Genomic DNA, 22,450 nt, shown 5'->3' with positions numbered 1-22,450 from the left:
CTCGGTGCCTTTCAGGGCCTCTCAGTGCACCGAGAAGCCTCCGTCGACGCAGACCGTCTGACCGGTGAGGTAGGCGCCCGCCTGGCCGGCGAGCAGTACGGCGATGCCCGCGAAGTCCGCGGGCAGGCCGTTGCGCCCGGTCATGGAGCGGGCGGCGAGGGCCTCGACGCGCCCGGGGACGGCCTGTGCCGGTTCGGTGAGAGGCGTCAGCACGAAGCCGGGGACGACGGTGTTGCTGCAGACGCCCCGGGCGGACCACGCCTCCGCCTGGGAGCGGGTCAGCCCGGTGATCGCGGCTTTGGAGACGCCGTACGCGCCGCTGTCGCCGAAGGCGCTGATGGACTGCTGGGAGCCGATGTTGATGATGCGGCCCCAGCCGCGCTCGGCCATGCGGGGACCGAAGTGCTGGCCGAGGAGGTAGGGGGCGGTGATGTTGACCGCCATGGTCTGCTCGTAGTCGTCGACGGTGAGCCGGTCCATGGGACGCCGGATGTTGTTCGCGGCGTCGTTGACGAGGATGTCGACGTCGCCGAAGAAGGCGGGGGCCTCCTCGCAGACGCGGGCGACGTCGGCGCGGTCGGCGAGGTCGGCGCTGACGGAGTCCGCGCGCACGCCGTGGGCGCGGAGGCGCTCGACGGCCTGGGCCAGTTCGGGCCTGCGGCGGGCGACGACGACGACGCGGGCGCCCGCGCGGCCGAGGGCCTCGGCGATGGCGTATCCGATGCCGGAGCTGCCGCCGGTGACGAGGGCGACGCGCCCGGTGAGGGAGAAGAGGCTGTCGAGGTACGCGGATGGCATACCCGTAGAACCTATCATCCCATCTTTTCTATGAGGAGCCTCGCGGATGGAGGGCGGTGGTCGCGGCCTCGATCCTGTTCATGACGGACAGCAGGTCGTGGAGGGTCTGCGTGTCGAGGCATCCGAGAAGGTGACGGAAGTCGGCGAGGCCCGCGTCGGCGATCCGTTCGACGAGGGTGCGGCCCCCGGAGGTCAGTTCGACGCGGCGGACGCGGCGGTCGTTGGGGTCCTCGCGGCGGGTGACGAGGCCGTGGCCGACGAGCCGGTCGACGATGCCGGTCACGGTGCCGAGGCCGACGCCGAGATGGTGGGCGAGATCCTGGCCCGAGGCGGAGTCCTGGTAGGACAGGATCATCACGACCTTGAGCTGGCGCATCGTGAGGTTGGAGTCGAACAGGGGAGAAGGGGCTCGACGTTCGGCGAGGAACCGTCCCAGGTCCCGCTGCAGCTCACTGATCCGGTTGATCAGCCGGTCGCGTTCGTCGTCCACACTCACCTCTCGCTTCCTGAGAAGGTTATCAGGATTGCCAACAAACGTTAAATATTCGTGCAAGGCGAAGTGTTAGTGTGGGGCAAACTTATCGTGACATTCCCCTTTTAGGAGTCCGCCCCCATGACCGCCCTGGCCAGGTTGAGTCTCGCCAACCGCAGCCTCGTCATCATGATCGCGGTCGTGTTGAGCGCGTTCGGCGCCTTCGCGATCCCCTCGCTCAAACAACAGTTGCTGCCCTCTCTTTCGTTCCCGGGGGCCTTCGTGGTCGCCCCCTATCTGGGGGCCTCTCCCGAGATCGTCGAGGAACAGGTCACCAAGCCGATCGAGGACAGCTTCCAGGGCATCGAGGGGGTCACCGAGGTGACCTCCACCTCTAGGGAGGGGATGTCGCAGGTCCAGGTGGCGTTCGAGTACGGCACCGACATCGACGCCTCGGTCGGCAAGATGCAGCAGGCGATCTCGCGGATCGAGTCCCAGCTGCCGGACGGGGTCGACCCCCAGGTTCTGGCGGGCGGCACCGACGACATCCCGGTGATGGTGCTGGCGGTGGCCGCGGGCGGTGACGAGCGCGCCACGGCCGACAAGCTCCGGCGGGTCGTGGTGCCGCAGTTGCAGGGCGTCGACGGCGTGCGCGAGGCCACGGTGACCGGCACGCGGGACGAGACCGTGGTGATCACCCCGGACAGCAAGGAGCTCGCCAAGCGGGGCCTCGCGCCGACGGCGGTGGCCGACGTGCTGCGCGCCAACGGCCAGCCGATTCCGGCCGGCAGCCTGACCGAGGACAAGGTGTCGCTGACGGTCCAGATCGGCAGCCGGATCGCCTCGATCGAGGACCTCGAGAACCTGTACATGACGCCCGCCGCCCCCGTCCAGGCCCCGCAGCAGGGGGCGCCGCAGCAGGGGCGCGCGGCCGCCGCGGCACAGGGGGCCATGGGCGCCAGGGGCGCCCAGCAGGCGGCGGCGCCTCCGGTGACCCCCAAGCCCCCCAAGCCCGTCAAGCTGGGCGACGTCGCGGAGATCGAGCGGTCGCTGGCGGAGAGGACTTCGCTGACGCGCACCAACGGCAAGCCGAGCCTGGGCGTCTCGGTGACCATGACGCCCGACGGCAACGCGGTGGCGATCTCCCACGCGGTGCGCGAGAAGCTGCCGGAGATGGAGAAGGCGGTCGGCGGCTCCGCCGAGATGACGGTGATCTTCGACCAGGCGCCGTACGTCGAGCGCTCCATCGAGGACCTGACCACCGAGGGCCTGCTCGGCCTGGCCTTCGCGGTGCTGGTCATCCTGATCTTCCTGCTGTCGGTGCGCTCCACCCTGGTGACGGCGATGTCCATCCCGCTGTCGGTGGTCATCGCCCTGATCGCGCTGTGGCTCGGCGACTACTCGCTGAACCTGCTGACCCTGGGCGCGCTGACCATCGCGGTCGGCCGCGTCGTCGACGACTCGATCGTGGTCCTGGAGAACATCAAGCGGCACCTCGGGTACGGCGAGGCCAAGCGGGACGCCGTGCTGGCGGGCGTGCGCGAGGTGAGCGGCGCGGTCACCGCCTCGACGCTGACGACCGTGGCGGTCTTCCTGCCGATCGCGGTGGTCGGCGGGATGGTCGGCCAGCTGTTCGCGCCGTTCGCCATCACCGTGACGGTGGCGCTGCTGGCGTCGCTGCTGGTCTCGCTGACGGTGATCCCGGTGCTGGCGTACTGGTTCCTGAAGGCGCCGGTGCTCAGCCCCGAGGAGGCCCGCGTGGTGCGGGAGAAGGCTGAGGCCAAGGAGCTGCGCAGCCCGTTGCAGCGGATCTACCTGCCGGTGCTGCGTTTCGCGACCAAGCGGCGGCTGATCACGGTCCTGGTCGGCATCGTGGTCTTCGTGGGGACGATGGGCCTGGCCGGACGCCTGGAGACCAACTTCCTCGACTCCTCGGGCCAGGACACCGTCTCCCTGAGCCAGAAGATGCCCCCGGGCACGGAGCTGGCCACGACGGACGCGGCGGTCAAGCAGGTCGAGCAGGTGCTGAGCTCGATCAAGGACGTGAAGTCCTACCAGGTCAACGTGGGCTCGAGCGGCGGGTTCATGGGCGCGGCCTCCGGCGGCGGAGGCGGAGACCACGCCTCCTACTCGGTGACGGTGGCGGAGGGGACGGACACCCCCACCCTGGAGAACACGCTGCGCAAGCGCTTCGAGGCGCTGAAGGACGCCGGTGAGATCACCGTAGGCGGTTCCCAGGGAGGTCCCGGCGGCGGTTCGACCAACCAGCTCCAGGTGATCGTGCAGGCGTCGGACATCGCGACGCTGCGGAGCGCGGCCGAGACGGTGCGCGGCGCGATGGCCGAGCTGGACGGACTGCGGGACGTCTCCTCCAACCTGGAGGCCAGCGCCAAGCGCGTCGAGGTCGAGGTCGACCGGAGGAAGGCGGCGGCCAAGGGGCTGACCGAGCAGCAGATCGGGCAGTTCGTGGCGCAGCGGTTCCGGGGCGCGCCGCTCGGCCAGGTCACCATCGAGGGGCGGACCAGCGACCTGATCCTGCGCAGCGGCGACGCCCCCGAGGACGTGGCCGCGATCGGCGGGCTGAAGCTGCCCACCGCGACCGGGACGGTCAAGCTGTCGGACGTCGCCAAGGTCTCCAAGGTCGACGGCCCGACGCAGGTGACCCGGATCGACGGGGAGCGCAGCGCGACGGTCTCCGGCACCGCGACCGCCAGCGACCTGGGCGGCGTCACGACGGCGCTGACCGCCAAGCTGAAGGGGCTCACGCTGCCCGACGGGGCCAAGTACACCATCGGCGGGGTGAGCGCCGACCAGAGCGAGGCGTTCGGCCAGCTGGGGCTGGCGATGCTGGCCGCCATCGCGATCGTCTTCATGATCATGGTGGCGACGTTCCGCAGCTTCGCCCAGCCGCTGGTGCTGCTGGTCTCCGTGCCGTTCGCGGCGACCGGCGCCATCGGGCTGCTGCTGGCCACCGGCACCCCGCTGGGCGTGCCCGCGCTGATCGGCATGCTGATGCTGATCGGCATCGTCGTGACCAACGCCATCGTGCTGATCGACCTGATCAACCAGTACCGGGAGCAGGGCTTCGACGTGATCGAGGCGGTGATCGAGGGCGGACGCAGGAGGCTGCGGCCGATCCTGATGACCGCGGTGGCGACGATCTTCGCGCTGATCCCGATGGCGCTCGGCCTGACGGGTTCCGGAGGGTTCATCTCCCAGCCGCTGGCGATCGTGGTCATCGGCGGCCTGCTGTCGTCGACGCTCCTGACGCTGGTGCTGGTGCCGACGCTGTACGTGATGCTCGAGCGGACCAAGGAGCGCTTCCGCCGCAAGCCCAAGGCGGGCCGGCACGAGGCCGAGCCCAACCCCCAGGGCGACGGCAGGCTGACTCCGGTCGGCTGACAGGGCGACCGCGCGCCGTCTCCCGGTTTCGAGGCGGCGCGCGGTCCTGGCCGGTGCTCGCGGACGGCGCCCGGCCGCCCGCCCGCGCGGGGAGACGGACCCCCGGGCAGGCCATGGCGGCCGGTCGCAATAGACTGAGGCAACGTGACTGCCAAGCCTCGCATCCCCAACGTCCTGGCCGCCCGCTACGCCTCGGCGGAGCTGGCCCGCCTGTGGTCTCCCGAGTACAAGGTGGTGGCCGAGCGCCGCCTGTGGCTGGCCGTGCTGGCCGCCCAGGCGCAGCTGGGGGTCGCGGTGCCCGAGGAGGCCGTCGCCGACTACGAGAAGGTCGTCGAGCAGGTCGACCTCGCCTCCATCGCCGAGCGTGAGCGGGTCACCCGCCACGACGTCAAGGCCCGCATCGAGGAGTTCAACGCGCTGGCCGGGCACGAGCACGTGCACAAGGGCATGACGTCGCGCGACCTCACGGAGAACGTCGAGCAGCTGCAGATCCGCGACAGCCTCGTCCTGGTCCGCGACCGGTGCGTGGCGCTGCTGGCGCGCCTCGGGGCACTGGCCGCCGAGCACTCGGGCACGGTCATGGCGGGCCGTTCGCACAACGTGGCCGCGCAGTCGACCACCCTGGGCAAGCGCTTCGCCTCGGCGGCGGACGAGCTGCTGGTGGCCTTCGCCAGGCTGGAGGAGCTCATCGCCCGCTACCCGCTGCGCGGGATCAAGGGTCCGGTGGGCACGGCCCAGGACATGCTGGACCTCCTGGGCGGCGACCAGGCGAAGCTGGCGCTGCTGGAGGACCAGGTCGCCGCGCACCTGGGGTTCGCGCACCGGCTGACCAGCGTCGGTCAGGTCTACCCCAGGTCACTGGACTACGAGGTGGTCACCGCGCTGGTGCAGCTGGCCGCCGCTCCCTCCTCGCTGGCCAAGACCATCCGGCTGATGGCCGGTCACGAGCTGGTCACCGAGGGCTTCGCGGAGGGGCAGGTCGGCTCCTCGGCGATGCCGCACAAGATGAACACCCGCTCGTGCGAGCGGGTCAACGGCCTGACCGTGGTGTTGCGCGGCTACGCCTCCATGGTGGGCGAGCTGGCCGGGGACCAGTGGAACGAGGGCGACGTCTCCTGTTCCGTGGTGCGGCGGGTGGCCCTGCCGGACGCGTTCTTCGCCTTCGACGGCCTCGTGGAGACGATGCTGACGGTGCTGGGGGAGTTCGGCGCGTTCCCCGCGGTCATCGCCGCGGAACTCGACCGTTACCTGCCGTTCCTGGCCACCACCAAGATGCTGATGGCCGCGGTGCGGGCCGGGATGGGCAGGGAGAGCGCCCACGAGCTGATCAAGGAGTACGCGGTGGCCTCCGCGCTGGCGATGCGCGAGCGCGGCGCGGGCAACGAGCTGGTCGAACGCCTGGCGTCCGATGAGCGCTTCCCCCTCGACCACGCCGCACTGCGGGAGCTGCTGGAGGAGCGGATCTCGTTCACCGGGGCCGCCGCCGGCCAGGTGGAGGCGGTCGTGGCGCGGATCGACGAGATCGTCGCACGCCACCCGGCCGCCGCGGGCTACGCCCCCGGCGCGATCCTTTAGGGCCGCGCAGGCCGTACTGAGCCCGGCCGTACTGAGCCCGACCGCCCACCGGATCCCCGCGGAGAGCGCATGGAGCTGACCCTCGCCAAGGACGTGGCCGCCGCCTGCCATGACGACACGCTGGTCGTGTGGGCGGCGCAGGGAATGCGAGGCGGGGTGCGGGCGTGGGCGCTGGGAGAGGCGGTCGCGGTCGCGAGCCCCGACCTCAACCGCCGCGACCGGCTGACCGTGCGCGGGCCCTCGGACCAGGTCGCCGCCCTGGTGCGGCTGCTGCTCCCCGACCTGGGGCCGTCGTACCGGCTGCTGTCCGACCGGGCGCTGATAACGGAGCTGGCCGGGCGGATCCCGGGAACCGGCCCCGTGCGGCCCTTCGAGTGGATGGACGCCGACCGGCCGCCCCCGCCCGCGGAGACCGCCCGGGAGGCCGACGGGGAAGCCGGATGGCTGCGCGACGCGGACGGGGAGGTCGCCGCCCTGCTGGCCGAGGCCGCCCCGTCCGCGTGGGCGGCCCCCGGTCTTCAGGGGATCCGCCGCTGGGCGGGGGTGCGCTCGTCCGGCGGGACGCTGGTGGCCACGGCCGCCGACGCCTGGTCCTGTCCGGAGGTCGGGTTCGTCGCGGGAGTGGCCACCGACCCCGCCCGGCGCGGCCGGGGATACGGGCGGCGGGTGTGCGCCTTCGTCTTCGGCGCGCTGGTCGCCGCGCACGGCAGGGTCGCGCTGATGGTGGACACCGACAACCACGCCGCGATCGCCGTCTACGAGCGGCTCGGCATGCGCGGCCGTCCTGTGGCGGCCCTCGCGCTGCCCGCGCGTCCCTGAGGCCCGGCGCCGCGGACGGCGCATCCGGACCCGCGAGGGCTCAGCCGGGGCGCGGGCCTCGCCGGGAGACGGGGCTCACCCGGGGTCGGGCAGCCGGGTGAGCACGGTGTTGTGGACCCGCTGGAAGATCACCGAGGTGCGGAAGCCGGAGATCTCACGGCGCTGGCTGAGCTGGTCCAGCAGGAAGGCGTGCAGGTGGTCCAGGTCCTGTACGGCGACGTGCAGCAGGAAGTCGTCGCCTCCGGCCAGCACGAAGACGCTCAGCACCTCGGGCAGGGCGCTGACGGAGTCCTTGAAGGTCTCGATGACGGCGCGGCTCAGCGGACGCACCTGGACCGAGACCATGGCCTGCACGCTCCGGTTGAGCGCGGCGTGGTCGATGTCGGCGTGGTAGCCCCGGATCACCCCGCGCCGGGTGAGCGTGCGGACACGCTCCAGGCAGGTCGAGGGAGCGATGCCGAGCCTGCGGGCCAGCTCCCGGTTGGACTGCCGGGCATCCGTTTGGAGAAGGCGGATGATCTCCGTATCAAGTTCGTCCATGGTCGGGATCCTGGCATTGGTTCCGGTCATACGTTCGCTCCTGAAGCATTTTTGCCGCCTGTATGACTACTTTCGTTGGCGTATCACCGGCACGGTGCCCGATTTCGGGCACCGTGCCCGCCGACGAGGGAACAGGGGAGAGACATGACCGGGACGACGAGGCTGGTGCTGGTGGTCCGCGAGGGGCTGGAACCGGCGTCGGCGGTGAACGCCGCGGTGGTGGTGGGGCTGAGCCTGGCCAGGCGCCTTTCCCACCCTCTCGGGGCGGACGGCAGGGACGCCTCGGGCCGGACGCACGCCGGGCTGGATCCGCATCCGGTGCCGGTGCTGACCGCCCCCGCCCCGCGACTGCGCGAGTTGCACGACAGGGCGCGGGCCCATGAGGACCTGATCACGGTCGGCTTCAACGAGGTGGCCCGCCGGGCCCGCGACTACGACGACTACCTCGACGCGCTGGCGGCGACGCCCGCCGACGACGTCGACTACGTGGCGCTGGCGGTGTTCGGCCCCCGCAACCGCGTGACCGCCCTGACCAAGCGACTGCCCCTGCACGCCTGAGGGTTTCGGGGCCATTTCGTGGAATTGGCCGTTCCCTCGCGGGAGGGGCGGCGGACAGGATTCGGGCATGGCATCGGTCAGCGCTTTCGTCGGCATCACGGTGGTCGCGCTCGGGATGGTTCTCACCCCCGGGCCCAACATGATCTATCTCGTCTCGCGTTCGGTGACGCAGGGACGCGGAGCCGGTCTCGTCTCACTGGCGGGCATCGCCGCGGGATTCCTGACGTACCTGGTCGCGACGGCCGCCGGCATCGCGGCGATCTTCGCCGTGGTGCCGGTCGTCTACACCGGGATCAAGCTCGCGGGCGCGGCCTACCTGCTCTGGCTGGCCTGGAAGGCGGTGCGTCCGGGAGGCGGGTCGGTTTTCGCACCGGGCGTGCTGCCGGTTGACCCGCCGCGCAGGCTGTTCTCCATGGGGCTGATCACCAGCCTGCTCAACCCCAAGATCGCCATTCTGTACGTGTCGGTGCTTCCCCAGTTCGTCGATCCGGCGCGTGGTGACGTCGTCTGGCAGAGCCTGAGCCTCGGCCTCGTCCAGACGGCCGTCTCGCTGTCGGTCAACGCCGTCATCGTGCTGACCGCCGGATCGATCGCGTCGTTCCTGGCCCGGCGTCCGCTGTGGGCGCGTGTGCAGCGTTATCTGATGGCGACCGTGCTGGCCTGGATCGCGCTGCGCATCGCCACCGATCGCTCGCGTGTCCTGGTCAGCGCGTCGTGAGAGCGCGCTGAGGGGGCTCGCCGCGAGGACGGCCTCGTCCGTCCCGCCGCGCGAGCGGTCCGGGACGTCCCCGTCGCATAGCCCGTGACGATGAAATATCGGGAATCTACACTTCTGGTGTGCTCGCTGCCCTGCTCGCCTTCACCGTCGTCGCGCTGATCCTCACCGTCTCCCCGGGCCCGGACACCGTGATCGTGCTGCGCACGACGGTCGCCTCAGGCCGCCGGGCGGGGTTCCTGGCCGGACTGGGGGTGAACCTCGGCTGTTACGCCTGGGGGGTGGCCACCGCTCTCGGCCTGACGGCGCTGCTGGCCGCGTCCGACGCCGCCTACACCGCCGTCAGGGTCGCGGGCGTCGCCTACCTGGTGTGGCTCGGCGCGCGGGCGCTGTGGAACGCCCGCCCCGGCGTCACGGCCGCGGGGGAGCGGGAGGAACCGGCGCTCCCCACGACGCCGACGCCGACGCCGACGCGGGCGGGGGCGCCCGCCGTCAGGGCGCTGGCCACCATGAGGACCGGCTTCGTGACCAACCTGCTCAACCCCAAGGTGGGGATCATCTACATGACCCTGCTGCCGCAGTTCGTCCCCGCCGGCGTTCCCGTGCTGCCCGCGACCCTGCTGCTGGTCACCGTGCACAACCTGCTGGGCATGGCGTGGTTCACGCTGGTGGTCCTGGCCGCGCACCTCATGCGGCGGGGGCTCGCCCGGCCCTCCGTCCGCCGCCGCATGGAGCGGCTGACCGGCCTGGTGTTCATCGGATTCGGCGTCCGCCTGGCGGTCGAGTCAGGCTGAGAGCCGGACACCCTGACCGGGGGCGGTGGTCTCCCCGTCTCCAGCCGGGCGGCGCGGCGGTTCCGGGCGGGACGTCAGCCGCCGAACCAGCCCGGCACGTCGAGCCTGAAGGCGTCGGGCGTGACGGCGCGCAGGTCGGCCTCCAGCGCGCGCAGCCGCTCCTCTCCCAGAGTCCGTGCCCAGCGGGCGCGAAGGTCGTCGAAGATGCGCGCGGACCGCACCAGGCTGTCGACGCCGCGCCCGGTGAGCCGTACGATCTTGCGCCTGGCGTCGTGGGGGTCGGAGCCGCGCTCCACGTAGCCCAGGTGCTCCAGGGTGCCGATCGTCTTGCCCGCCGCCTGCTTCGAGACCCCCAGGCGGCGGCCGAGCTCGACGGCCGTGACGCCGTCCGTGCCGATCGCCTGCATGACGAAGCCGTGCATCGGCCGCACATCGGGGTGTCCCTGGCGGGCGAGCTCGGCGTGAAGCTCGTCGATGAGAACCCGGAAACCGAGGAAGAGCCGGAGCGGGAGCTCGAAGCCGGGAGTGTCATCGGGCACGGCCGGCCCACTGGCTCGTTGTTTCGACAACCACATTGCCCACCTTAGGAGTTCTTCCCCGCTCTGTCATCCGCCGCCTCCACGGAGCGGACCCGGTTTCCCTATCCTCTGCTGTCATGACGTTCACCGGTACTCCGAGGCCGCGCCCGCGCTGGTACCACGCCCAGACGGAGCTGGACGACTTCGCGATCGTCAGCTACCGGGTTCCCGCCGCCGCGCTCGCCAGGCTGCTGCCCGAGGGGTTCGCCCCCACCGAGTTCGCCTTCACCGACGGCGGCCCGGCGGCGCTGGTGTCCGCCGTCGCCTTCCGCGACCGGGACTTCCACTTCAGGTTCTGCCCGCCGGCGAAGATCGACTGCGGTCAGATCAACTACCGGGCCTACGTCACCGCGGGCTCCCGGCGAGGAGTCTGGTTCTTCGGCACGAGCCTGGACCACCCGCTGGCCGCGGTGCCGAGGTGGCTGTGGGGCATGCCGTGGCGCCGCACGCGCATCGAGATCGACGCGGACTGGCGGGCCGCCCCCGCACGCTGGCGTCTGACCGCCGGCGACGCGCGCTGCGAGGCGGAGGAACTGGACGCGCCGCCCTCGAGGATCGACGGTTTCACCGGGGAGGAGCACTGGCGGGCCGTGCTCACCCATCCGACCGTCGGCTGGTATCGCCGCACCGACGGCCGGATCGGTTCCTACAGCATCTGGCACCCTCCGATGCTGCCCCGGCATCTCGCCGCGACGTCGGCGCGCTTCGGCGTCTTCGAACGGCTCGGCCTGACCGGGCCGGAGTCGGTTCCCCACTCGATCCTGGCCCAGCGGCACCTGCACTTCGACATCCACACCCCGCCTCGCGGGTTTCCCGGGGCTCCGCGCCTCTGAGGGCGCGGGCCGTCTCGCGCCGCCGGACGCGCACGGCGGCGCGAGACGGCCCGCCCGGGATCCGGCGCGGTGCCGGGAACGGCGGTCACGGCAGGCCGACCCGCGTCTTGTAGTCGTTCCACGCCGACACGCAGTAGGCGTAACGCCAGTCGTCCGGCCGCAGGTGGCGGCAGGCGTACGCGGAGGTGAGCCGGTCGCTGAGCGTGCTCGGGGAGCCGCCGGTCGAGACCGAGGAGCCGCCGCTGCCCGCCCCTGTCTGGCGAGGGACGGCAGGGGAGGCCGTGCCCGTCGTGCTCTCTCCCGCGCCGGAACCGGCGGAGGGGCCGCCCTGGCCTCCGTCGCCGGACCCGCCGTTCTGCCGGGGCCCGCCTCCTATCCGGGGCGCGGAGCGCCGGGGCGTCTCGGTCTCCGAGTGCCCCGCCCTGTGCGCCCTGTCTGATCTGTCGGACCTGTTCGAGCTGTCCGCCCTGTGCGCCCTGTCGGGCCCGCCGGTCCTGACGGCCCTGTCCGGCCACGCGGTCGTGGCTTTCGGCCGGTCAGGAGTCCTGGTCGTTTCGCGTGGCTCCCGCTCCGGCGCCCGCGTCCGCGCCTGCTCCTGCTCCTGACGGTGCCGGCCGGGCTTCTGGCGACTCCGCTCCTTTCGCGCCCGTCGCTCGCCTCGCTCTTTCCCGGCCTCCCGCGCGTCGCCCGCCCCGCGGCCCCGGGAGCGCTCCTCGGGCGACGACCCCCGCGCCCGGTCGTGGTGGGCGGCGGGTTTCGCCGAGGGGGCGGGCGTCGAGGCGGGCGCGGGGGCCGCGACCGGTGTGCCCGCGGACGCCGGGGGAGCCGTCGTGCCGTGGCCGCTCGCCCGGGGAGGGGCCTGGAGGGCGTCACCCGCGCCGGACGGCGACAGCGCGGGTGTCCATCCGGACGTCCAGACGCCGACCCCGGCGGCCGTGAGGAACCCGAGGATCAGCACGGGCCGCAGGAAGCGGTCGCGGGGAAGCTCCCGCCACGACCACTGCGGCGGGTCCTGCCGGGGCCGGGCGGGGCGGGGACGGAGCGGCGTGAGGTCGAGGCTGACCCACGATCCGTACGAGAAGGGATCCTCGGGGGTGCCGTACGAGGAGCCGGGACGCGGGTCGGCGGGGTCCGAGACGGGCGGGGGGTCGGGGACCGGATCCCCCGGCTCGCCGTACGGCCGTCTGCCCCGGGGGGCCGTGCCGGGGCGCCGGTCATGAGTGGGGTCGTGCTCAGCGCGCATCTCGCCTCCCGCGTCACATCTGACCTGATCAGCGTGCCCTGGATCACGTAGCGTATGTCGCTCGTGACAAGACTGTCTTACCGACCTGTTATCAGAAACAGCGGCTAAATCACTGGAAACGCGCCTAAAGCCAGCCGGTCGTTTCCCCACGCTGTACCTGCGTTTCCACCTGGGGTCCGGCGGCCGGCGGCCCGCCGGGAGCGGCGGGGCGGCCCGGGGCGCGCAGACGCCGAAGCGTCGCGAGCTCCCGGCGGGCCGCCGTCACCGATGGATCGTGGTGTTTATGTGTTTCCTCGGTATTTAGGGGCATACGCCTGGCAGCCGAGCAAGAGGGAGTATGGACCATGACAGTCACCGGCATCATCACCGCCATCGTCATCGGAGCGATCATCGGCGCCCTGGGCCGGTTGGTCGTTCCCGGAAAGCAGGGCATCCCCATCTGGCTGACCATCGTGATCGGAATCATCGCGGCTCTCATCGGCACCGCGATCGCCGGTGCGCTGGGCGTCGCGAACACCGGAGGAATCGACTGGATCGAACTGCTCCTCCAGATCGCCGTCGCCGCCGTCGGCGTCATCGCGGCGGCGAGCCTGTACGGCAGGCGCGGCCTGCGGTGACGGATCCGCGCCGCCGGCCCCGTTCCTCGGGCGGGCGGTGAGCGATCCCACGGCGGCCCCGGCCGGGAGTTTCCCGGCCGGGGCCGCCGCCGCGCACAGGACGTTTCGTCATGGCTCCCCGCCGCCCCGCACGAGCGGGCTGAGCGCCGCCGGGCCGCCCCCCGGCGGCTCGCCGGGTCCGCTCCGCCGGGTTCCTCAGACGGCCTTGAGGAACCCCGAGTCGACGACGAACTCCGCGCCCGTCGTGTTCGCCGAACGCGGCGAGACGAGCAGGGCGACCACGTCGGCCACCTCCTGCGGATCGGCGAGGCGGCCCGTGGTCAGGTTCATCATCTCCGGAGCGACCCTGTCCATCACGCTGTCCCTGTCGGTGCCCGCCTGGGCGGCGATCATGTCCGCCACCCCGCCCTCGTCGGTCCACCACGCGGTGCGGACCGGTCCGGGGGAGACCGTGTTCACCCGGACGCCTTTCGGGCCGAACTCCTCGGACAGCACCTTGGTGAGGTTGTTCATCCCCGCCTTCGCCGCTCCGTAGTCGACGTTGATGGGGGAGGGCTGACGGGCGTTGCCCGAGGAGACGTTGACGATCGCCCCGCCACCCCGCTCGAGCATCAGAGGCAGGGCGGCGCGTACGGCCCGCACGGCGGAGAAGAGGTTGAACTCGAACATCGCCCGCCACTCGGCGTCGGTGGCGTCGAGGAACGAGCCGCGCGGCAGGGTCACGCCGGGCGGCGGCCCACCGGCGTTGTTCACCAGGATGTCGAGGCCGCCGAACGCCTCGGCCGCGCGTGCCACGACCATGCCGGGCGCATCGGGGTCCATCAGGTCGGCCGGAACGTGGAGCAGGTCGGCGCGGGCGAGCGCCTCGAGCGCGGGGCTGCTCCGCCGGGAGGTCGCCACGACCCGGACGCCCTCCTCTAGCAGGGTCCGGGTCACGGCCAGCCCGATGCCCTTCGAGGCGCCGGTGACGACCGCGACACGGCCGGAAAGCTGCAGATCCATGGGGTTCCTTGTCGAAAGGCCGCGCCCGTGGGCGCGGGGGAGGAAGAGCCGCGTGCGCCGCTCACGGGGACTTCAACACCGTCGGCGCCGTGGAGGTTGCACCGTTTCCCACCTGTTTCGCCACCCCGGTTCCCCGGCGTCGCCGTCCGTCCCGACGGCCCGCGCGTCCGGGACCGGTTCGTCCCCGAGGCCGGGTCGTTCCGTCACACCGGGCCTGCGCCTCCCGGCGGACGCCGTACGGCGTTCCTGGGGCAGACTCGTCGGTATGAGGATCACACTGGTCCAGGGGGACATCACCCGGCAGGACGTGGACGCCGTCGTCAACGCCGCGAACTCCTCGCTGCTGGGAGGCGGTGGCGTCGACGGGGCGATTCACCGGCGCGGCGGTCCCGCGATCCTCGCGGACTGCAGGAGGCTGCGGGCCTCGAAGTACGGCAGAGGCCTGCCGACGGGTGAGGCGGTGGCGACCACGGCGGGCGAACTGCCGGCCCGCTGGGTCGTCCACACCGTCGGGCCGGTCTTCTCCGCCTCGCAGGACCGTTCCGAGCTGCTGGCCTCCTGCTACCGCGAGTCGCTGCGGGTCGCCGACGAGCTGGGAGCGGTCAGCGTCGCCTTCCCCGCGGTCTCGGCGGGGATCTACGGCTGGCCGCTGGACGACGCGGCCCGCATCGCGGTCGGCACCGTGCGGGCCGCGTCCACCCAGGTTGAGGATGTTCGGTTCGTGCTGTTCGGTCAGGAGGCGTATGACGCCTTCGAACGCGCCCTCAGCGGAGCCGAGGGCGCGCCGTAGGGCCCGTCACCACTCTCCCCGCGCCTCCGCCAGCGCCGCCTCGAAGGAGTCCATCTCCTGCTGGAGACGTTCGAGGCCCGCGGAGGGCAGCCAGGCCATCACGCGGTCCACACCGGCCTTCTCACACTCCTCCAGCACCGCGGGATCGGCGGGCGCCGACATGATCACCACCTTGATCCGCCGTCCCGCGTCCGCGGCCCGCCGCTGGAGGTCCCGCACGCGGTCCAGGACGCCGGGGGCGTAGTTCGGCAGCCAGCCGTCGGCGTACGCCAGCACCCGGTCGAGCACCCGCGGGCCCGTGCCGCCGACCAGCACCGGAGGGTGGGGCCGCTGGGAGGGCTTGGGCCAGGACGAGATCGGGTCGAACGACACGAACTCGCCGTGGTACTCGGCCTCGTCACGGGTCCAGATCTGCCGCATCGCCTCGATGTGCTCCTTCATCACCGTGAAGCGGCGCGCGGGGTCCACCCCGTGGTTGCGGATCTCGGGCTCGTTCCAGCCCGCCCCGACGCCGAACTCGAAGCGCCCGCCGGTGAGGCTGTCGATGCTCGCCACCGTCTTGGCGAGGCTGATGGGGTGGTGCTGGGGAACAAGACAGACGCCCGTCCCGACCCGCAGCCGCGTGGTGGCCAGGCCCGCGGCCGTGCTCGCGACGAACGGATCGTAGGTGTGGCGGTACCTGCGGGGCAGTGGGCCTCCGCCGGGGGGCGCGGGGGGCGCTCCCGTCGCCTGGATGTGGGTGTGCTCGGTGAAGAACAGCGCCTCGTGGCCCCGCTGCTCGACCAACTGGGCGAGCGGGCCGGGACCGACCGCGTCGTGCGTTGCGAAGTAGCCGAAACCAGAGTCCATTTCCCCAACGTATCCCGGTGCGCCCGGCGGCAGACGGGACAGCGGAGCAGGTGTCCCACGCCGGTCAGGCGGTCGACGCGGCACGGGGCGCGACGACGGGCGGGGCGCGCCCCACCGCGAGGGTGGTGGGTCGCGCCCCGCCCGTCATGCCGGCCTCCGCCGACTGAGGCTAGGTGAAACGGCGGAGCCTGAGGCTGTTGCTGACCACGAACACCGAGGAGAACGCCATCGCGGCCCCGGCGATCATCGGGTTGAGCAGGCCGAGGGCGGCCAGCGGCAACGCCGCGACGTTGTAGGCGAAAGCCCAGAACAGGTTGCCCTTGATCGTGCGCAGGGTGCGCCGGGACAACCGGATCGCGTCGGCCGCCACCCGCAGGTCACCGCGGACCAGGGTCAGGTCGGCGGCCTCGATCGCCGCGTCCGTGCCGGTTCCCATGGCCAGGCCCAGGTCCGCCTGGGCCAGCGCGGCGGCGTCGTTGACCCCGTCGCCGACCATGGCCACGGAGCGGCCCTCGGCCTGCAGCCGCTTGACCACGTCCACCTTGTCGGCGGGCAGCACCTCGGCGATCACCTCCTCGATGCCGACCTCGGCGGCCACGGAACGCGCGACGGCCTCGTTGTCGCCGGTCAGCAGCACCGGGGTCAGCCCCAGCGCGCGCAGCTCGGCGATCGCCTGGGCGCTGGTCGGCTTGACGGTGTCCGCGACGACGAGGATCGCGCGGGCCTGGCCGTCCCAGCCGACCGCGACCGCCGTACGGCCCGCCGCCTGCGCGGCCTCCAGCGCCCGCTCCAGCTCGATCGGCAGGTGCTGGGACCACTCCGCCAGCAGCCTGGGCCTGCCGACCAGTACGGCGTGCCCGTCGACGACTCCCTGGACGCCCAGTCCCTCGACGTTGGCGAAGTCCTCGGGCGTCGGCAGGTCCCCCACGCGTTCGGCCGCGGCCCTGGCGACGGCCTGGGCGATGGGGTGCTCCGAGGCGTGCTCGAGCGCTCCGGCCAGGCGCAGCACCTGCGCCTCGTCCTGGCCGTCGGCGGTGACGACCTGGACGAGCGTCATCCTGCCCTCGGTGACGGTGCCGGTCTTGTCCAGCACCACGGTGTCGACGGCGCGGGTGGACTCGAGCACCTCGGGCCCCTTGATCAGGATGCCGAGCTGGGCGCCCCGCCCCGTGCCGACCAGCAGGGCCGTCGGGGTCGCCAGGCCGAGCGCGCACGGGCAGGCGATGATCAGCACCGCGACCGCGGCGGTGAAGGCCGCGCCCGCGCCGCCGCCGGTGCCCAGCCAGAAGCCCAGCGTGGCCACGGCCAGCGCGATCACGATCGGCACGAACACGCCGGAGATCCGGTCCGCCAGCCGCTGCGCCTCCGCCTTGCCCGTCTGGGCCTGCTCGACGAGGTGGGCCATCTGGGCCAGCTGGGTGTCGGAGCCGACCCGGGTGGCCCGCACCAGCAGTCTGCCGCCCGCGTTGACGGTCGCCCCGGTCACGGCGTCGCCGATCCCGACCTCGACCGGCACCGACTCGCCGGTCAGCATCGAGGCGTCCACCGCGGAGGAGCCCTCCTCAACCACGCCGTCGGTGGCGATCTTCTCGCCGGGCCGCACCACGAACAGGTCGCCGACCCTGAGCTCCCCGGCGGGAACGCGGACCTCGCGTCCCTCACGCAGCACGGCGACGTCCTTGGCCCCCAGCTCCAGCAGGGCCCGCAGCGCGGCGCCCGCCCGGCGCTTGGAGCGGGCCTCGAAGTAGCGGCCCGCCAGGATGAACGCCGTCACGCCCGCGGCGGCCTCCAGGTAGATGTTGCCCGAACCGTCGGTGCGCTGGATGGTGAACGCGAACGGGTGGACCATGCCGGGGGTGCCCGCGGTGCCGAAGAACAGCGCCCACAGCGACCAGCCGAGGGCCGCCAGGGTGCCGATGGAGACCAGGGTGTCCATCGTGGCGGCGCCGTGGCGCAGGTTGGTCCAGGCGGCCCTGTGGAAGGGCCAGCCGGCGTAGACCACGACCGGCGCGGCGAGGGTGAGCGACAGCCACTGCCAGTAGGTGAACTGCAGCGCCGGGATCATCGCCATCGCGATGACCGGGACGCCCAGGACGAGGGAGACGACGAGGCGGAGCCTGAGCGGGGCCAGCTCGTCGTGCGGCTCCTCGCCGGACGCAGGCCCCGCCCCGTCCTGGCTCGGCGGGGCGGGGAGCGTCGCGCTGTAGCCCGCCTTCTCCACCTCGGCGACCAGGGCCTGCGGGTCGACGCCCTCGGGGAAGGAGACCTTCGCCTTCTCGGTGGCGTAGTTGACCGTCGCGGTCACGCCGTCGAGCTTGTTCAGCTTGCGCTCGATGCGGTTGGCGCAGGACGCGCAGGTCATGCCGCCGATCGAGAGCTCGATCTCGCCGCCCGCGGCCGGTGGCCTGTTGTCGGTGAGGGGGGACATCGCCATCTCCTTTCTCGCGTCGTACCCGCGTCAGTGCGTGTGCTCGCCGTGCGGGCCGGACTCGGGGCCCGGTGTCGCCGCGCCGGGCGCGGCCTGGCCCGCGCGCACGGTGAAGTCCGCCGTGCGCACGACTCCCGCGTGCTGGAAGTCGAGGAAGAGCCGGTAGTCGCCGGAGCTGGGCACCTCGGCGTAGAAGGTTATCCCGGGTCCCGGGGCGGTCCTGCCGTCGCCGGGCTCCCCGTCGGGGTGCACGTGCAGGTAGGCCAGGTCTCCGCCGCGCAGCGCGACCAGGTGCCCGTAGGCGCCGAGGTAGGGCTGCAGGTCGGTGACGGGCCTGCCGTCCTTGGCGACGCTCAGGGTGAGCCTGCTCGACCTGCCGGGGACCAGGTCGCCGTCGAGGGTGACGGTGTAGCCGTCCACGGTCGCCGTACGGCTCGCCCGGGGCAGCGCCTTCGGCGTGTAGTCCCCGGGGGCCCGCAGGTCGGCGCCCAGGGTCAGCCCTTCGCCTCCCTCCGGGGCGAAGTCGGCGAAGGCCCGGTAGACGCCCGCCTCCGGCAGCGTCAGCCGTACCGACCACACGCCGTTCCCCGCCTCCTGGGGGTGCAGGTGCTGGAAGTCGGCGAGGTCGCGTGAGACCACGATGAAGTGCAGCTTCTTGTCGTGCTTCACCTGGTAGCCGGTGACCGGTCCGCCGTCGGGGCCGGTGACGGTGAAGCGGAAGTCCGTCGCCCTGCCCGGTTCGACCGTCGTGGTCTCCGGGGTCAGGGTGTAGCCGTTCTGGGACACCTGGAGTCCTCCTGGGACGGATGCCCCGCTCCCGGCGGGGGCGGGGGTCTGTGTCGTGGTGGTCGTGTGGGCGGCGTCGTGCGCCTCGGCCGTCTCCGGCCTCAGCCCGGCGGCGCCGGCCGCCTGGCCCGCGCCGAGGGCCGTACCGAAGACCACAGCGATGCCGAGGAGGTAGGTTCCCAGCCTGGCGGGTGTGTTCATGACGGATCGACCACTTCGTATCCGGCCGCCTGGACGGCGGTTCTGATCTCGTCGTCGCCGACCGGGCCCCGGCTGCTCACCGTGACCAGTCCGGTGGCGAGGTCGACGTCGACCCCGGTGACGCCGGGAACCTCCCCGACCTCCTCCTTCACCGAGGTGACGCAGTGGCCGCAGGTCATGCCCTGGACGGTGTAGGCGGTGGTGGTCATCGTGGCCACTCTTCCTTCCCTGTGCCTTGCCTTGTGCCTTGTGACGGTCTCGTCCGACGGCGTCCTGCCGCCGGTCAGGAGCGGACCAGGCGCGCGATGGCGTCGGACGCTTCCTTGATCTTGGTTTCGGCCTCGGCCCCGCCCCTGGCGGCGGCGTCGGCGACGCAGTGCGCCATGTGCTCTTCCAGCAGGGAGAGGGCGAAGGACTGCAGCGCCCGGTTGGCGGCCGACACCTGGGTGAGGATGTCGATGCAGTACTTGTCCTCCTCGACCATGCGCTGCAGGCCGCGGATCTGGCCCTCGATCCTGCGCAGCCGCCGGAGGTGGTCCTGTCTGGTCTCGGTGTAGCCGGCCATCTCCCCGCCTTCGCTCGTTCGCGTCTCACCTTCCATAACACCATACCCCCCTATGGTATTCCGCCGGTATTCGGGCGCCTGGGGCGTGCCGGGGCACGCCCCAGGGCGGGGCTAGGAGTGAAGCGGGGAGGCCGTCTCAGGCTCCGCGGCCGCGGGGGCGGCGGGTGCCGGCCTTCGCATGAGCAGCAGGGCGAGGGCGGCGCCCAGGGCCGCGACGGCTCCGGCGCCGACGAACGCGGCCTGGAATCCGTCGGTGAGCCTGTGCGGGTCGCCCAGCTCGGCGGCCCCGCGGGAGGTGGCGACCGCGGTCATGACCGCCAGGCCGATCGCCGAGCCGACCTGGTAGGTGGTGTTGACGATGCCCGAGGCCAGACCGCTCTCCTCGGGGCGCACTCCGGACATGGCCGACATCATCGCCGGGATGTAGGCCAGCGACATGCCGACCGCCGCGACCAGCGAGGCGGGCAGGACGTCGACGGCGAAGGAGCCGTCCGGCCTGGCCAGGGAGAGCCCGGCGACGCCCGCGGCCAGGACCGCCAGCCCGATGACGATGAGCGGCTTGGCTCCGAAGCGGCCGAGCAGCCGCGCGGTCACGCCGACCATGAAGATCATGATCGCGACGGTCATCGGCAGCAGCGCGGACCCGCTGGGGAAGGCCCCGTAGCCGAGGACCTGCTGGAGGTAGAGGTTGAGGAAGTACCACATCGGGATCCACGCCCCGCCCAGCAGCGCCATCGCCAGGTTGGCGGTGGCCAGGCCAGGAGTGCGCCAGACGGCGAGAGGCATGAGGGGCTCGCGGACGGTGCGCTGGATCACCAGGAACAGCGCCAGCAGCGCGATCGCTGCGGCCAGTTCGAGGATCGTGGCCGCCGAGCCCCATCCCTGTTCCGGAGCCCGCACGATGGCGTAGACGGCGAGTGCCACCCCGGCCGTGACGGCTGCGGCGCCGAGCAGGTCGATCGAGCCGCGCCTGCCCTCCGCCCGGGGGAGCAGGCCGGGGACGGCCGCCACCGTGGCCAGGCCGATCGGGACGTAGACGACGAAGACCCACGGCCAGCTCAGCCACTCGGTGATGACGCCGCCGAGGAACACCCCCGCCGTGCCGCCCGCGGGCGCCGCCGCGCCGTACAGGGCCATGGCCTTGCCCAGCTCACGCGAGTCATGCGCGAAGAGCGTCATGAGCAGGGTCATGGAGGCGGGGGCGATGAGCGCCCCGCCCAGGCCCTGTACGGCACGGCCCGCGATCTCGACCCAGGCGGAGCCGGCCGCCGCCGCGACGATCGAGCCGGCGACCAGGATGACCCAGCCCGCGGTGAAGACCCTGCGGGCGCCGAGCAGGTCGGACAGCCGGCCGCCGAGCAGCAGCAGCCCGCCGAAGGCGATGACGTAGGCGTTGAAGACCCACTGCAGGCCGCCTTGGGAGAAGCCGAGGTCGCGCTGCATGTCAGGCAGGGCGACGCCGATGATGGAGGTGTCCATGATGACCATGAACTGCGCGGTGGCGAGCACGGCGAGCGCCTGCCATCTCCGCGGGTTGACGGCGTTCATGCCGTACTCCTGATTCTTACGCGTCCGTGCCGGAGTGGCAGGATGCGGGGTGGGACTGGGTGTGATTCGAGTCGAGCCGGGCCCACGGTGGGCGTGCACGCCAATGCACGCCCACCACCCGTTCGCCGGGACTCTCCCGGGCTGTTTCAGGAAGCCGTCACAGGTGAGGCGTCGGCCAGCGTGTAACCCGCCCGGCCGACGGCCGCGCGGATCTCGTCGTGGGACACTCCCGCCCCGCTGACGGTGGCCGCGCCCGTGGCCAGATCGACCGAGACGCCGGTCACGCCGTCGACCTTGCCGATCTCCGCCGAGACGGACGAGACGCAGTGGCCACAGGTCATTCCGTTGACGGTGTAGACGTTCGTGTCACCGGCTCCCGCCTGGGCGGAGACGCCGCCTTCGGTGCCGCACGCACATGCCGTGCACATGGGATTCTCCCTTCCGTGTACCCCGGTGGGGTATCGATGCGACCGTAATATACCCCCAGGGGGTTAAATTCCTCAAGAGGGTTCGCCCATGCGGCGCGATCCGCGTCGCCCTCGTGGCGCGGCGGGCGCCGTGCTTTGGGGTCGCCTCCCCGCCTCCGCTTCCCGTGGCCCGCGTCCGCGGAGGGCCCCTCCCGGCGACGCCTCGCACAGAAATGAAATCCATTCCTGGTCTCCTTCGGGGCGGATGCGTTCCGTGGCGAGTCGTATGACGCCCCCGCCGTCCGGGATGGGAAGGACGATGGGGAATCCGGGTGTCCGCATGGCGTCCGGGGGATATTTGCGTGCGATGCGTCGATCAATGCGTGGTGAATCGGCGGAAAGGTTCAGCCGGAAAGGGTGTTCCGGTGGGGTGTGCATCAACAAGGAGAGGTGACGGTGGGTAGTCGCTTAATTCCCTTGAGTTATTGTTGATTGGACAGGTAATCATAGGTAATTGAGGCTTTTGCCTATCTGGGGTGACCCTTTCAAGGTCTTTCTCATTAGCGTGGAACTTAAGTCCACGCCGTGTGGGCGTCTTTCTGAGGCGCCTATTCGGTGCTCCAGCGACCCGGGTACCGCCAGGGCGCAATCATCACGACATGGAGTTGATCACTCATGGTCAAGCAGATTCTCGCTGCCGGCGCAATGGTGGCCTCCACCCTCATCGTCCCCGTGACGATGTCGGCCGACATCGCCAGCGCCTCGACCAGCGGCTCCCAGACCGCCTCGTCCGCATCCTCGAAGCTCGTTCACCCCTGTAGCCAGTGCTGGCGGCGGCGCCGCGGCGGTGGCGGCGGCGGTGGCGGCGGCGGTGGCGGCGGCGGTGGCGGCGGCGGTGGCGGCGGCAACACCGGTGGCGGTGGCGGCGGC

At 72.0% G+C, this 22,450-nt stretch carries 22 protein-coding genes and 1 pseudogene; 10 read left to right on the top strand and 13 right to left on the bottom strand.

The window, feature by feature from the left end:
- Window positions 1-21 precede the first annotated feature (21 nt).
- Window positions 22-798, bottom strand: coding sequence for an SDR family NAD(P)-dependent oxidoreductase (locus PKF00_RS41765; protein WP_271223323.1), 777 nt, complete (start codon window positions 796-798; stop codon window positions 22-24).
- Window positions 799-826: 28 nt separating this feature from the next.
- Window positions 827-1,294 (bottom strand): MarR family winged helix-turn-helix transcriptional regulator, encoded by a 468-nt coding sequence (locus PKF00_RS41760; protein ID WP_271223322.1) that lies wholly within the window; start codon window positions 1,292-1,294, stop codon window positions 827-829.
- Window positions 1,295-1,411: 117 nt separating this feature from the next.
- Between PKF00_RS41760 and PKF00_RS41755 the strand changes: the two genes are divergently transcribed.
- The 3 genes from PKF00_RS41755 (at window position 1,412) to PKF00_RS41745 (ending at window position 7,066) form a co-directional block, all read left to right on the top strand.
- Window positions 1,412-4,672, top strand: a complete 3,261-nt coding sequence (locus tag PKF00_RS41755; protein WP_271223321.1) for an efflux RND transporter permease subunit — start codon at window positions 1,412-1,414, stop codon at window positions 4,670-4,672.
- A 144-nt stretch (window positions 4,673-4,816) separates the two neighbouring features.
- On the top strand, window positions 4,817-6,247 hold the full coding sequence (purB, locus tag PKF00_RS41750) for an adenylosuccinate lyase (protein WP_271223320.1): 1,431 nt from the start codon (window positions 4,817-4,819) through the stop codon (window positions 6,245-6,247).
- Window positions 6,248-6,316: 69 nt separating this feature from the next.
- Complete coding sequence (locus PKF00_RS41745) at window positions 6,317-7,066, top strand: GNAT family N-acetyltransferase (protein WP_271223319.1); 750 nt, start codon at window positions 6,317-6,319, stop codon at window positions 7,064-7,066.
- A 75-nt stretch (window positions 7,067-7,141) separates the two neighbouring features.
- On the opposite strand, the gene PKF00_RS41740 is transcribed toward PKF00_RS41745, so the two are convergent.
- Complete coding sequence (locus PKF00_RS41740) at window positions 7,142-7,636, bottom strand: Lrp/AsnC family transcriptional regulator (RefSeq protein ID WP_271223318.1); 495 nt, start codon at window positions 7,634-7,636, stop codon at window positions 7,142-7,144.
- Window positions 7,637-7,750: 114 nt separating this feature from the next.
- Here PKF00_RS41740 and PKF00_RS41735 point away from each other — a divergent pair, with 114 nt between their 5' ends.
- The 3 genes from PKF00_RS41735 to PKF00_RS41725 all read left to right on the top strand — a co-directional run bounded on the left by PKF00_RS41735 (window position 7,751) and on the right by PKF00_RS41725 (window position 9,673).
- Window positions 7,751-8,164: a DUF2000 domain-containing protein gene (locus PKF00_RS41735; protein WP_271223317.1), complete on the top strand. Its 414-nt coding sequence runs from the start codon at window positions 7,751-7,753 to the stop codon at window positions 8,162-8,164.
- A 67-nt stretch (window positions 8,165-8,231) separates the two neighbouring features.
- The gene (locus tag PKF00_RS41730) at window positions 8,232-8,882 is read left to right on the top strand and encodes a LysE family translocator (RefSeq protein WP_271223316.1); all 651 of its coding nucleotides are present in this window, start codon (window positions 8,232-8,234) and stop codon (window positions 8,880-8,882) included.
- Window positions 8,883-9,001: 119 nt separating this feature from the next.
- Window positions 9,002-9,673: a LysE family translocator gene (locus PKF00_RS41725; protein ID WP_271223315.1), complete on the top strand. Its 672-nt coding sequence runs from the start codon at window positions 9,002-9,004 to the stop codon at window positions 9,671-9,673.
- A gap of 74 nt (window positions 9,674-9,747) precedes the next feature.
- Here the strand turns inward: PKF00_RS41725 and PKF00_RS41720 are convergent, their stop codons facing one another.
- Window positions 9,748-10,212: a MarR family winged helix-turn-helix transcriptional regulator gene (locus PKF00_RS41720; RefSeq protein WP_271223314.1), complete on the bottom strand. Its 465-nt coding sequence runs from the start codon at window positions 10,210-10,212 to the stop codon at window positions 9,748-9,750.
- Window positions 10,213-10,328: 116 nt separating this feature from the next.
- Between PKF00_RS41720 and PKF00_RS41715 the strand changes: the two genes are divergently transcribed.
- The gene (locus PKF00_RS41715; protein WP_271223313.1) at window positions 10,329-11,084 is read left to right on the top strand and encodes a DUF2071 domain-containing protein; all 756 of its coding nucleotides are present in this window, start codon (window positions 10,329-10,331) and stop codon (window positions 11,082-11,084) included.
- A gap of 85 nt (window positions 11,085-11,169) precedes the next feature.
- Here the strand turns inward: PKF00_RS41715 and PKF00_RS41710 are convergent, their stop codons facing one another.
- Window positions 11,170-12,327 carry a hypothetical protein gene (locus PKF00_RS41710; RefSeq protein ID WP_271223312.1) on the bottom strand — a complete coding sequence of 386 codons (1,158 nt, stop codon included), beginning with the start codon at window positions 12,325-12,327 and terminating at the stop codon, window positions 11,170-11,172.
- A 344-nt stretch (window positions 12,328-12,671) separates the two neighbouring features.
- Here PKF00_RS41710 and PKF00_RS41705 point away from each other — a divergent pair, with 344 nt between their 5' ends.
- A complete protein-coding gene (locus PKF00_RS41705; protein ID WP_271223311.1) occupies window positions 12,672-12,944 on the top strand; it encodes a GlsB/YeaQ/YmgE family stress response membrane protein in 273 nt (90 codons plus the stop codon).
- A 195-nt stretch (window positions 12,945-13,139) separates the two neighbouring features.
- On the opposite strand, the gene PKF00_RS41700 is transcribed toward PKF00_RS41705, so the two are convergent.
- Entirely contained in the window at window positions 13,140-13,946 is an 807-nt protein-coding gene (locus PKF00_RS41700; protein ID WP_271223310.1) for an SDR family NAD(P)-dependent oxidoreductase, read from the bottom strand.
- 265 nt (window positions 13,947-14,211) lie between these two features.
- Here PKF00_RS41700 and PKF00_RS41695 point away from each other — a divergent pair, with 265 nt between their 5' ends.
- On the top strand, window positions 14,212-14,736 hold the full coding sequence (locus tag PKF00_RS41695) for an O-acetyl-ADP-ribose deacetylase (protein ID WP_271223309.1): 525 nt from the start codon (window positions 14,212-14,214) through the stop codon (window positions 14,734-14,736).
- Window positions 14,737-14,742: 6 nt separating this feature from the next.
- Here the strand turns inward: PKF00_RS41695 and PKF00_RS41690 are convergent, their stop codons facing one another.
- The 7 genes from PKF00_RS41690 to PKF00_RS41660 form a co-directional block, all read right to left on the bottom strand.
- Complete coding sequence (locus PKF00_RS41690; RefSeq protein ID WP_271223308.1) at window positions 14,743-15,585, bottom strand: LLM class F420-dependent oxidoreductase; 843 nt, start codon at window positions 15,583-15,585, stop codon at window positions 14,743-14,745.
- Window positions 15,586-15,754: 169 nt separating this feature from the next.
- Entirely contained in the window at window positions 15,755-18,013 is a 2,259-nt protein-coding gene (locus PKF00_RS41685; protein WP_271223307.1) for a heavy metal translocating P-type ATPase, read from the bottom strand.
- 30 nt (window positions 18,014-18,043) lie between these two features.
- Window positions 18,044-19,000 (bottom strand): DUF8832 domain-containing protein, encoded by a 957-nt coding sequence (locus tag PKF00_RS41680; protein ID WP_271223306.1) that lies wholly within the window; start codon window positions 18,998-19,000, stop codon window positions 18,044-18,046.
- Window positions 18,997-19,209: a heavy-metal-associated domain-containing protein gene (locus PKF00_RS41675; RefSeq protein WP_271223305.1), complete on the bottom strand. Its 213-nt coding sequence runs from the start codon at window positions 19,207-19,209 to the stop codon at window positions 18,997-18,999. The genes PKF00_RS41680 and PKF00_RS41675 overlap by 4 nt, the downstream gene beginning before the upstream one ends.
- 74 nt (window positions 19,210-19,283) lie before the next feature.
- The gene (locus PKF00_RS41670; protein ID WP_271223304.1) at window positions 19,284-19,565 is read right to left on the bottom strand and encodes a metal-sensitive transcriptional regulator; all 282 of its coding nucleotides are present in this window, start codon (window positions 19,563-19,565) and stop codon (window positions 19,284-19,286) included.
- Between the two features lie 111 nt (window positions 19,566-19,676).
- Window positions 19,677-21,113 (bottom strand): MFS transporter, encoded by a 1,437-nt coding sequence (locus PKF00_RS41665; protein ID WP_271223303.1) that lies wholly within the window; start codon window positions 21,111-21,113, stop codon window positions 19,677-19,679.
- Between the two features lie 146 nt (window positions 21,114-21,259).
- Entirely contained in the window at window positions 21,260-21,541 is a 282-nt protein-coding gene (locus tag PKF00_RS41660; RefSeq protein WP_271223302.1) for a heavy-metal-associated domain-containing protein, read from the bottom strand.
- 654 nt (window positions 21,542-22,195) lie between these two features.
- On the opposite strand from PKF00_RS41660, the pseudogene PKF00_RS41655 reads away from it, so the two are divergent.
- Window positions 22,196-22,450 (top strand): annotated as a pseudogene (locus tag PKF00_RS41655) (hypothetical protein); the annotation flags it as partial.

The sequence above is a fragment of the Streptosporangium carneum genome (assembly GCF_027922005.1).
Taxonomy (GTDB): Bacteria; Actinomycetota; Actinomycetes; order Streptosporangiales; family Streptosporangiaceae; genus Streptosporangium; species Streptosporangium carneum.
The sequence above is the reverse complement of the archived record's forward strand: the minus strand, read 5'-3'. Positions and strand labels throughout refer to the sequence as shown.

What these genes read in the sequence shown, in the direction of transcription:
- PKF00_RS41680 (WP_271223306.1), bottom strand. Translation starts at nt 19,000, where the DNA reads ATGAACACACCCGCCAGGCTGGGAACCTACCTCCTCGGCATCGCTGTG.
- PKF00_RS41755 (WP_271223321.1), top strand. Translation starts at nt 1,412, where the DNA reads ATGACCGCCCTGGCCAGGTTGAGTCTCGCCAACCGCAGCCTCGTCATC.
- PKF00_RS41740 (WP_271223318.1), bottom strand. Translation starts at nt 7,636, where the DNA reads ATGACCGGAACCAATGCCAGGATCCCGACCATGGACGAACTTGATACG.
- PKF00_RS41745 (WP_271223319.1), top strand. Translation starts at nt 6,317, where the DNA reads ATGGAGCTGACCCTCGCCAAGGACGTGGCCGCCGCCTGCCATGACGAC.
- PKF00_RS41710 (WP_271223312.1), bottom strand. Translation starts at nt 12,327, where the DNA reads ATGCGCGCTGAGCACGACCCCACTCATGACCGGCGCCCCGGCACGGCC.
- PKF00_RS41665 (WP_271223303.1), bottom strand. Translation starts at nt 21,113, where the DNA reads ATGAACGCCGTCAACCCGCGGAGATGGCAGGCGCTCGCCGTGCTCGCC.
- PKF00_RS41695 (WP_271223309.1), top strand. Translation starts at nt 14,212, where the DNA reads ATGAGGATCACACTGGTCCAGGGGGACATCACCCGGCAGGACGTGGAC.
- PKF00_RS41705 (WP_271223311.1), top strand. Translation starts at nt 12,672, where the DNA reads ATGACAGTCACCGGCATCATCACCGCCATCGTCATCGGAGCGATCATC.
- PKF00_RS41670 (WP_271223304.1), bottom strand. Translation starts at nt 19,565, where the DNA reads ATGGCCGGCTACACCGAGACCAGACAGGACCACCTCCGGCGGCTGCGC.
- PKF00_RS41690 (WP_271223308.1), bottom strand. Translation starts at nt 15,585, where the DNA reads ATGGACTCTGGTTTCGGCTACTTCGCAACGCACGACGCGGTCGGTCCC.
- PKF00_RS41730 (WP_271223316.1), top strand. Translation starts at nt 8,232, where the DNA reads ATGGCATCGGTCAGCGCTTTCGTCGGCATCACGGTGGTCGCGCTCGGG.
- PKF00_RS41660 (WP_271223302.1), bottom strand. Translation starts at nt 21,541, where the DNA reads ATGTGCACGGCATGTGCGTGCGGCACCGAAGGCGGCGTCTCCGCCCAG.
- PKF00_RS41765 (WP_271223323.1), bottom strand. Translation starts at nt 798, where the DNA reads ATGCCATCCGCGTACCTCGACAGCCTCTTCTCCCTCACCGGGCGCGTC.
- PKF00_RS41675 (WP_271223305.1), bottom strand. Translation starts at nt 19,209, where the DNA reads ATGACCACCACCGCCTACACCGTCCAGGGCATGACCTGCGGCCACTGC.
- PKF00_RS41715 (WP_271223313.1), top strand. Translation starts at nt 10,329, where the DNA reads ATGACGTTCACCGGTACTCCGAGGCCGCGCCCGCGCTGGTACCACGCC.
- PKF00_RS41735 (WP_271223317.1), top strand. Translation starts at nt 7,751, where the DNA reads ATGACCGGGACGACGAGGCTGGTGCTGGTGGTCCGCGAGGGGCTGGAA.
- PKF00_RS41700 (WP_271223310.1), bottom strand. Translation starts at nt 13,946, where the DNA reads ATGGATCTGCAGCTTTCCGGCCGTGTCGCGGTCGTCACCGGCGCCTCG.
- PKF00_RS41685 (WP_271223307.1), bottom strand. Translation starts at nt 18,013, where the DNA reads ATGTCCCCCCTCACCGACAACAGGCCACCGGCCGCGGGCGGCGAGATC.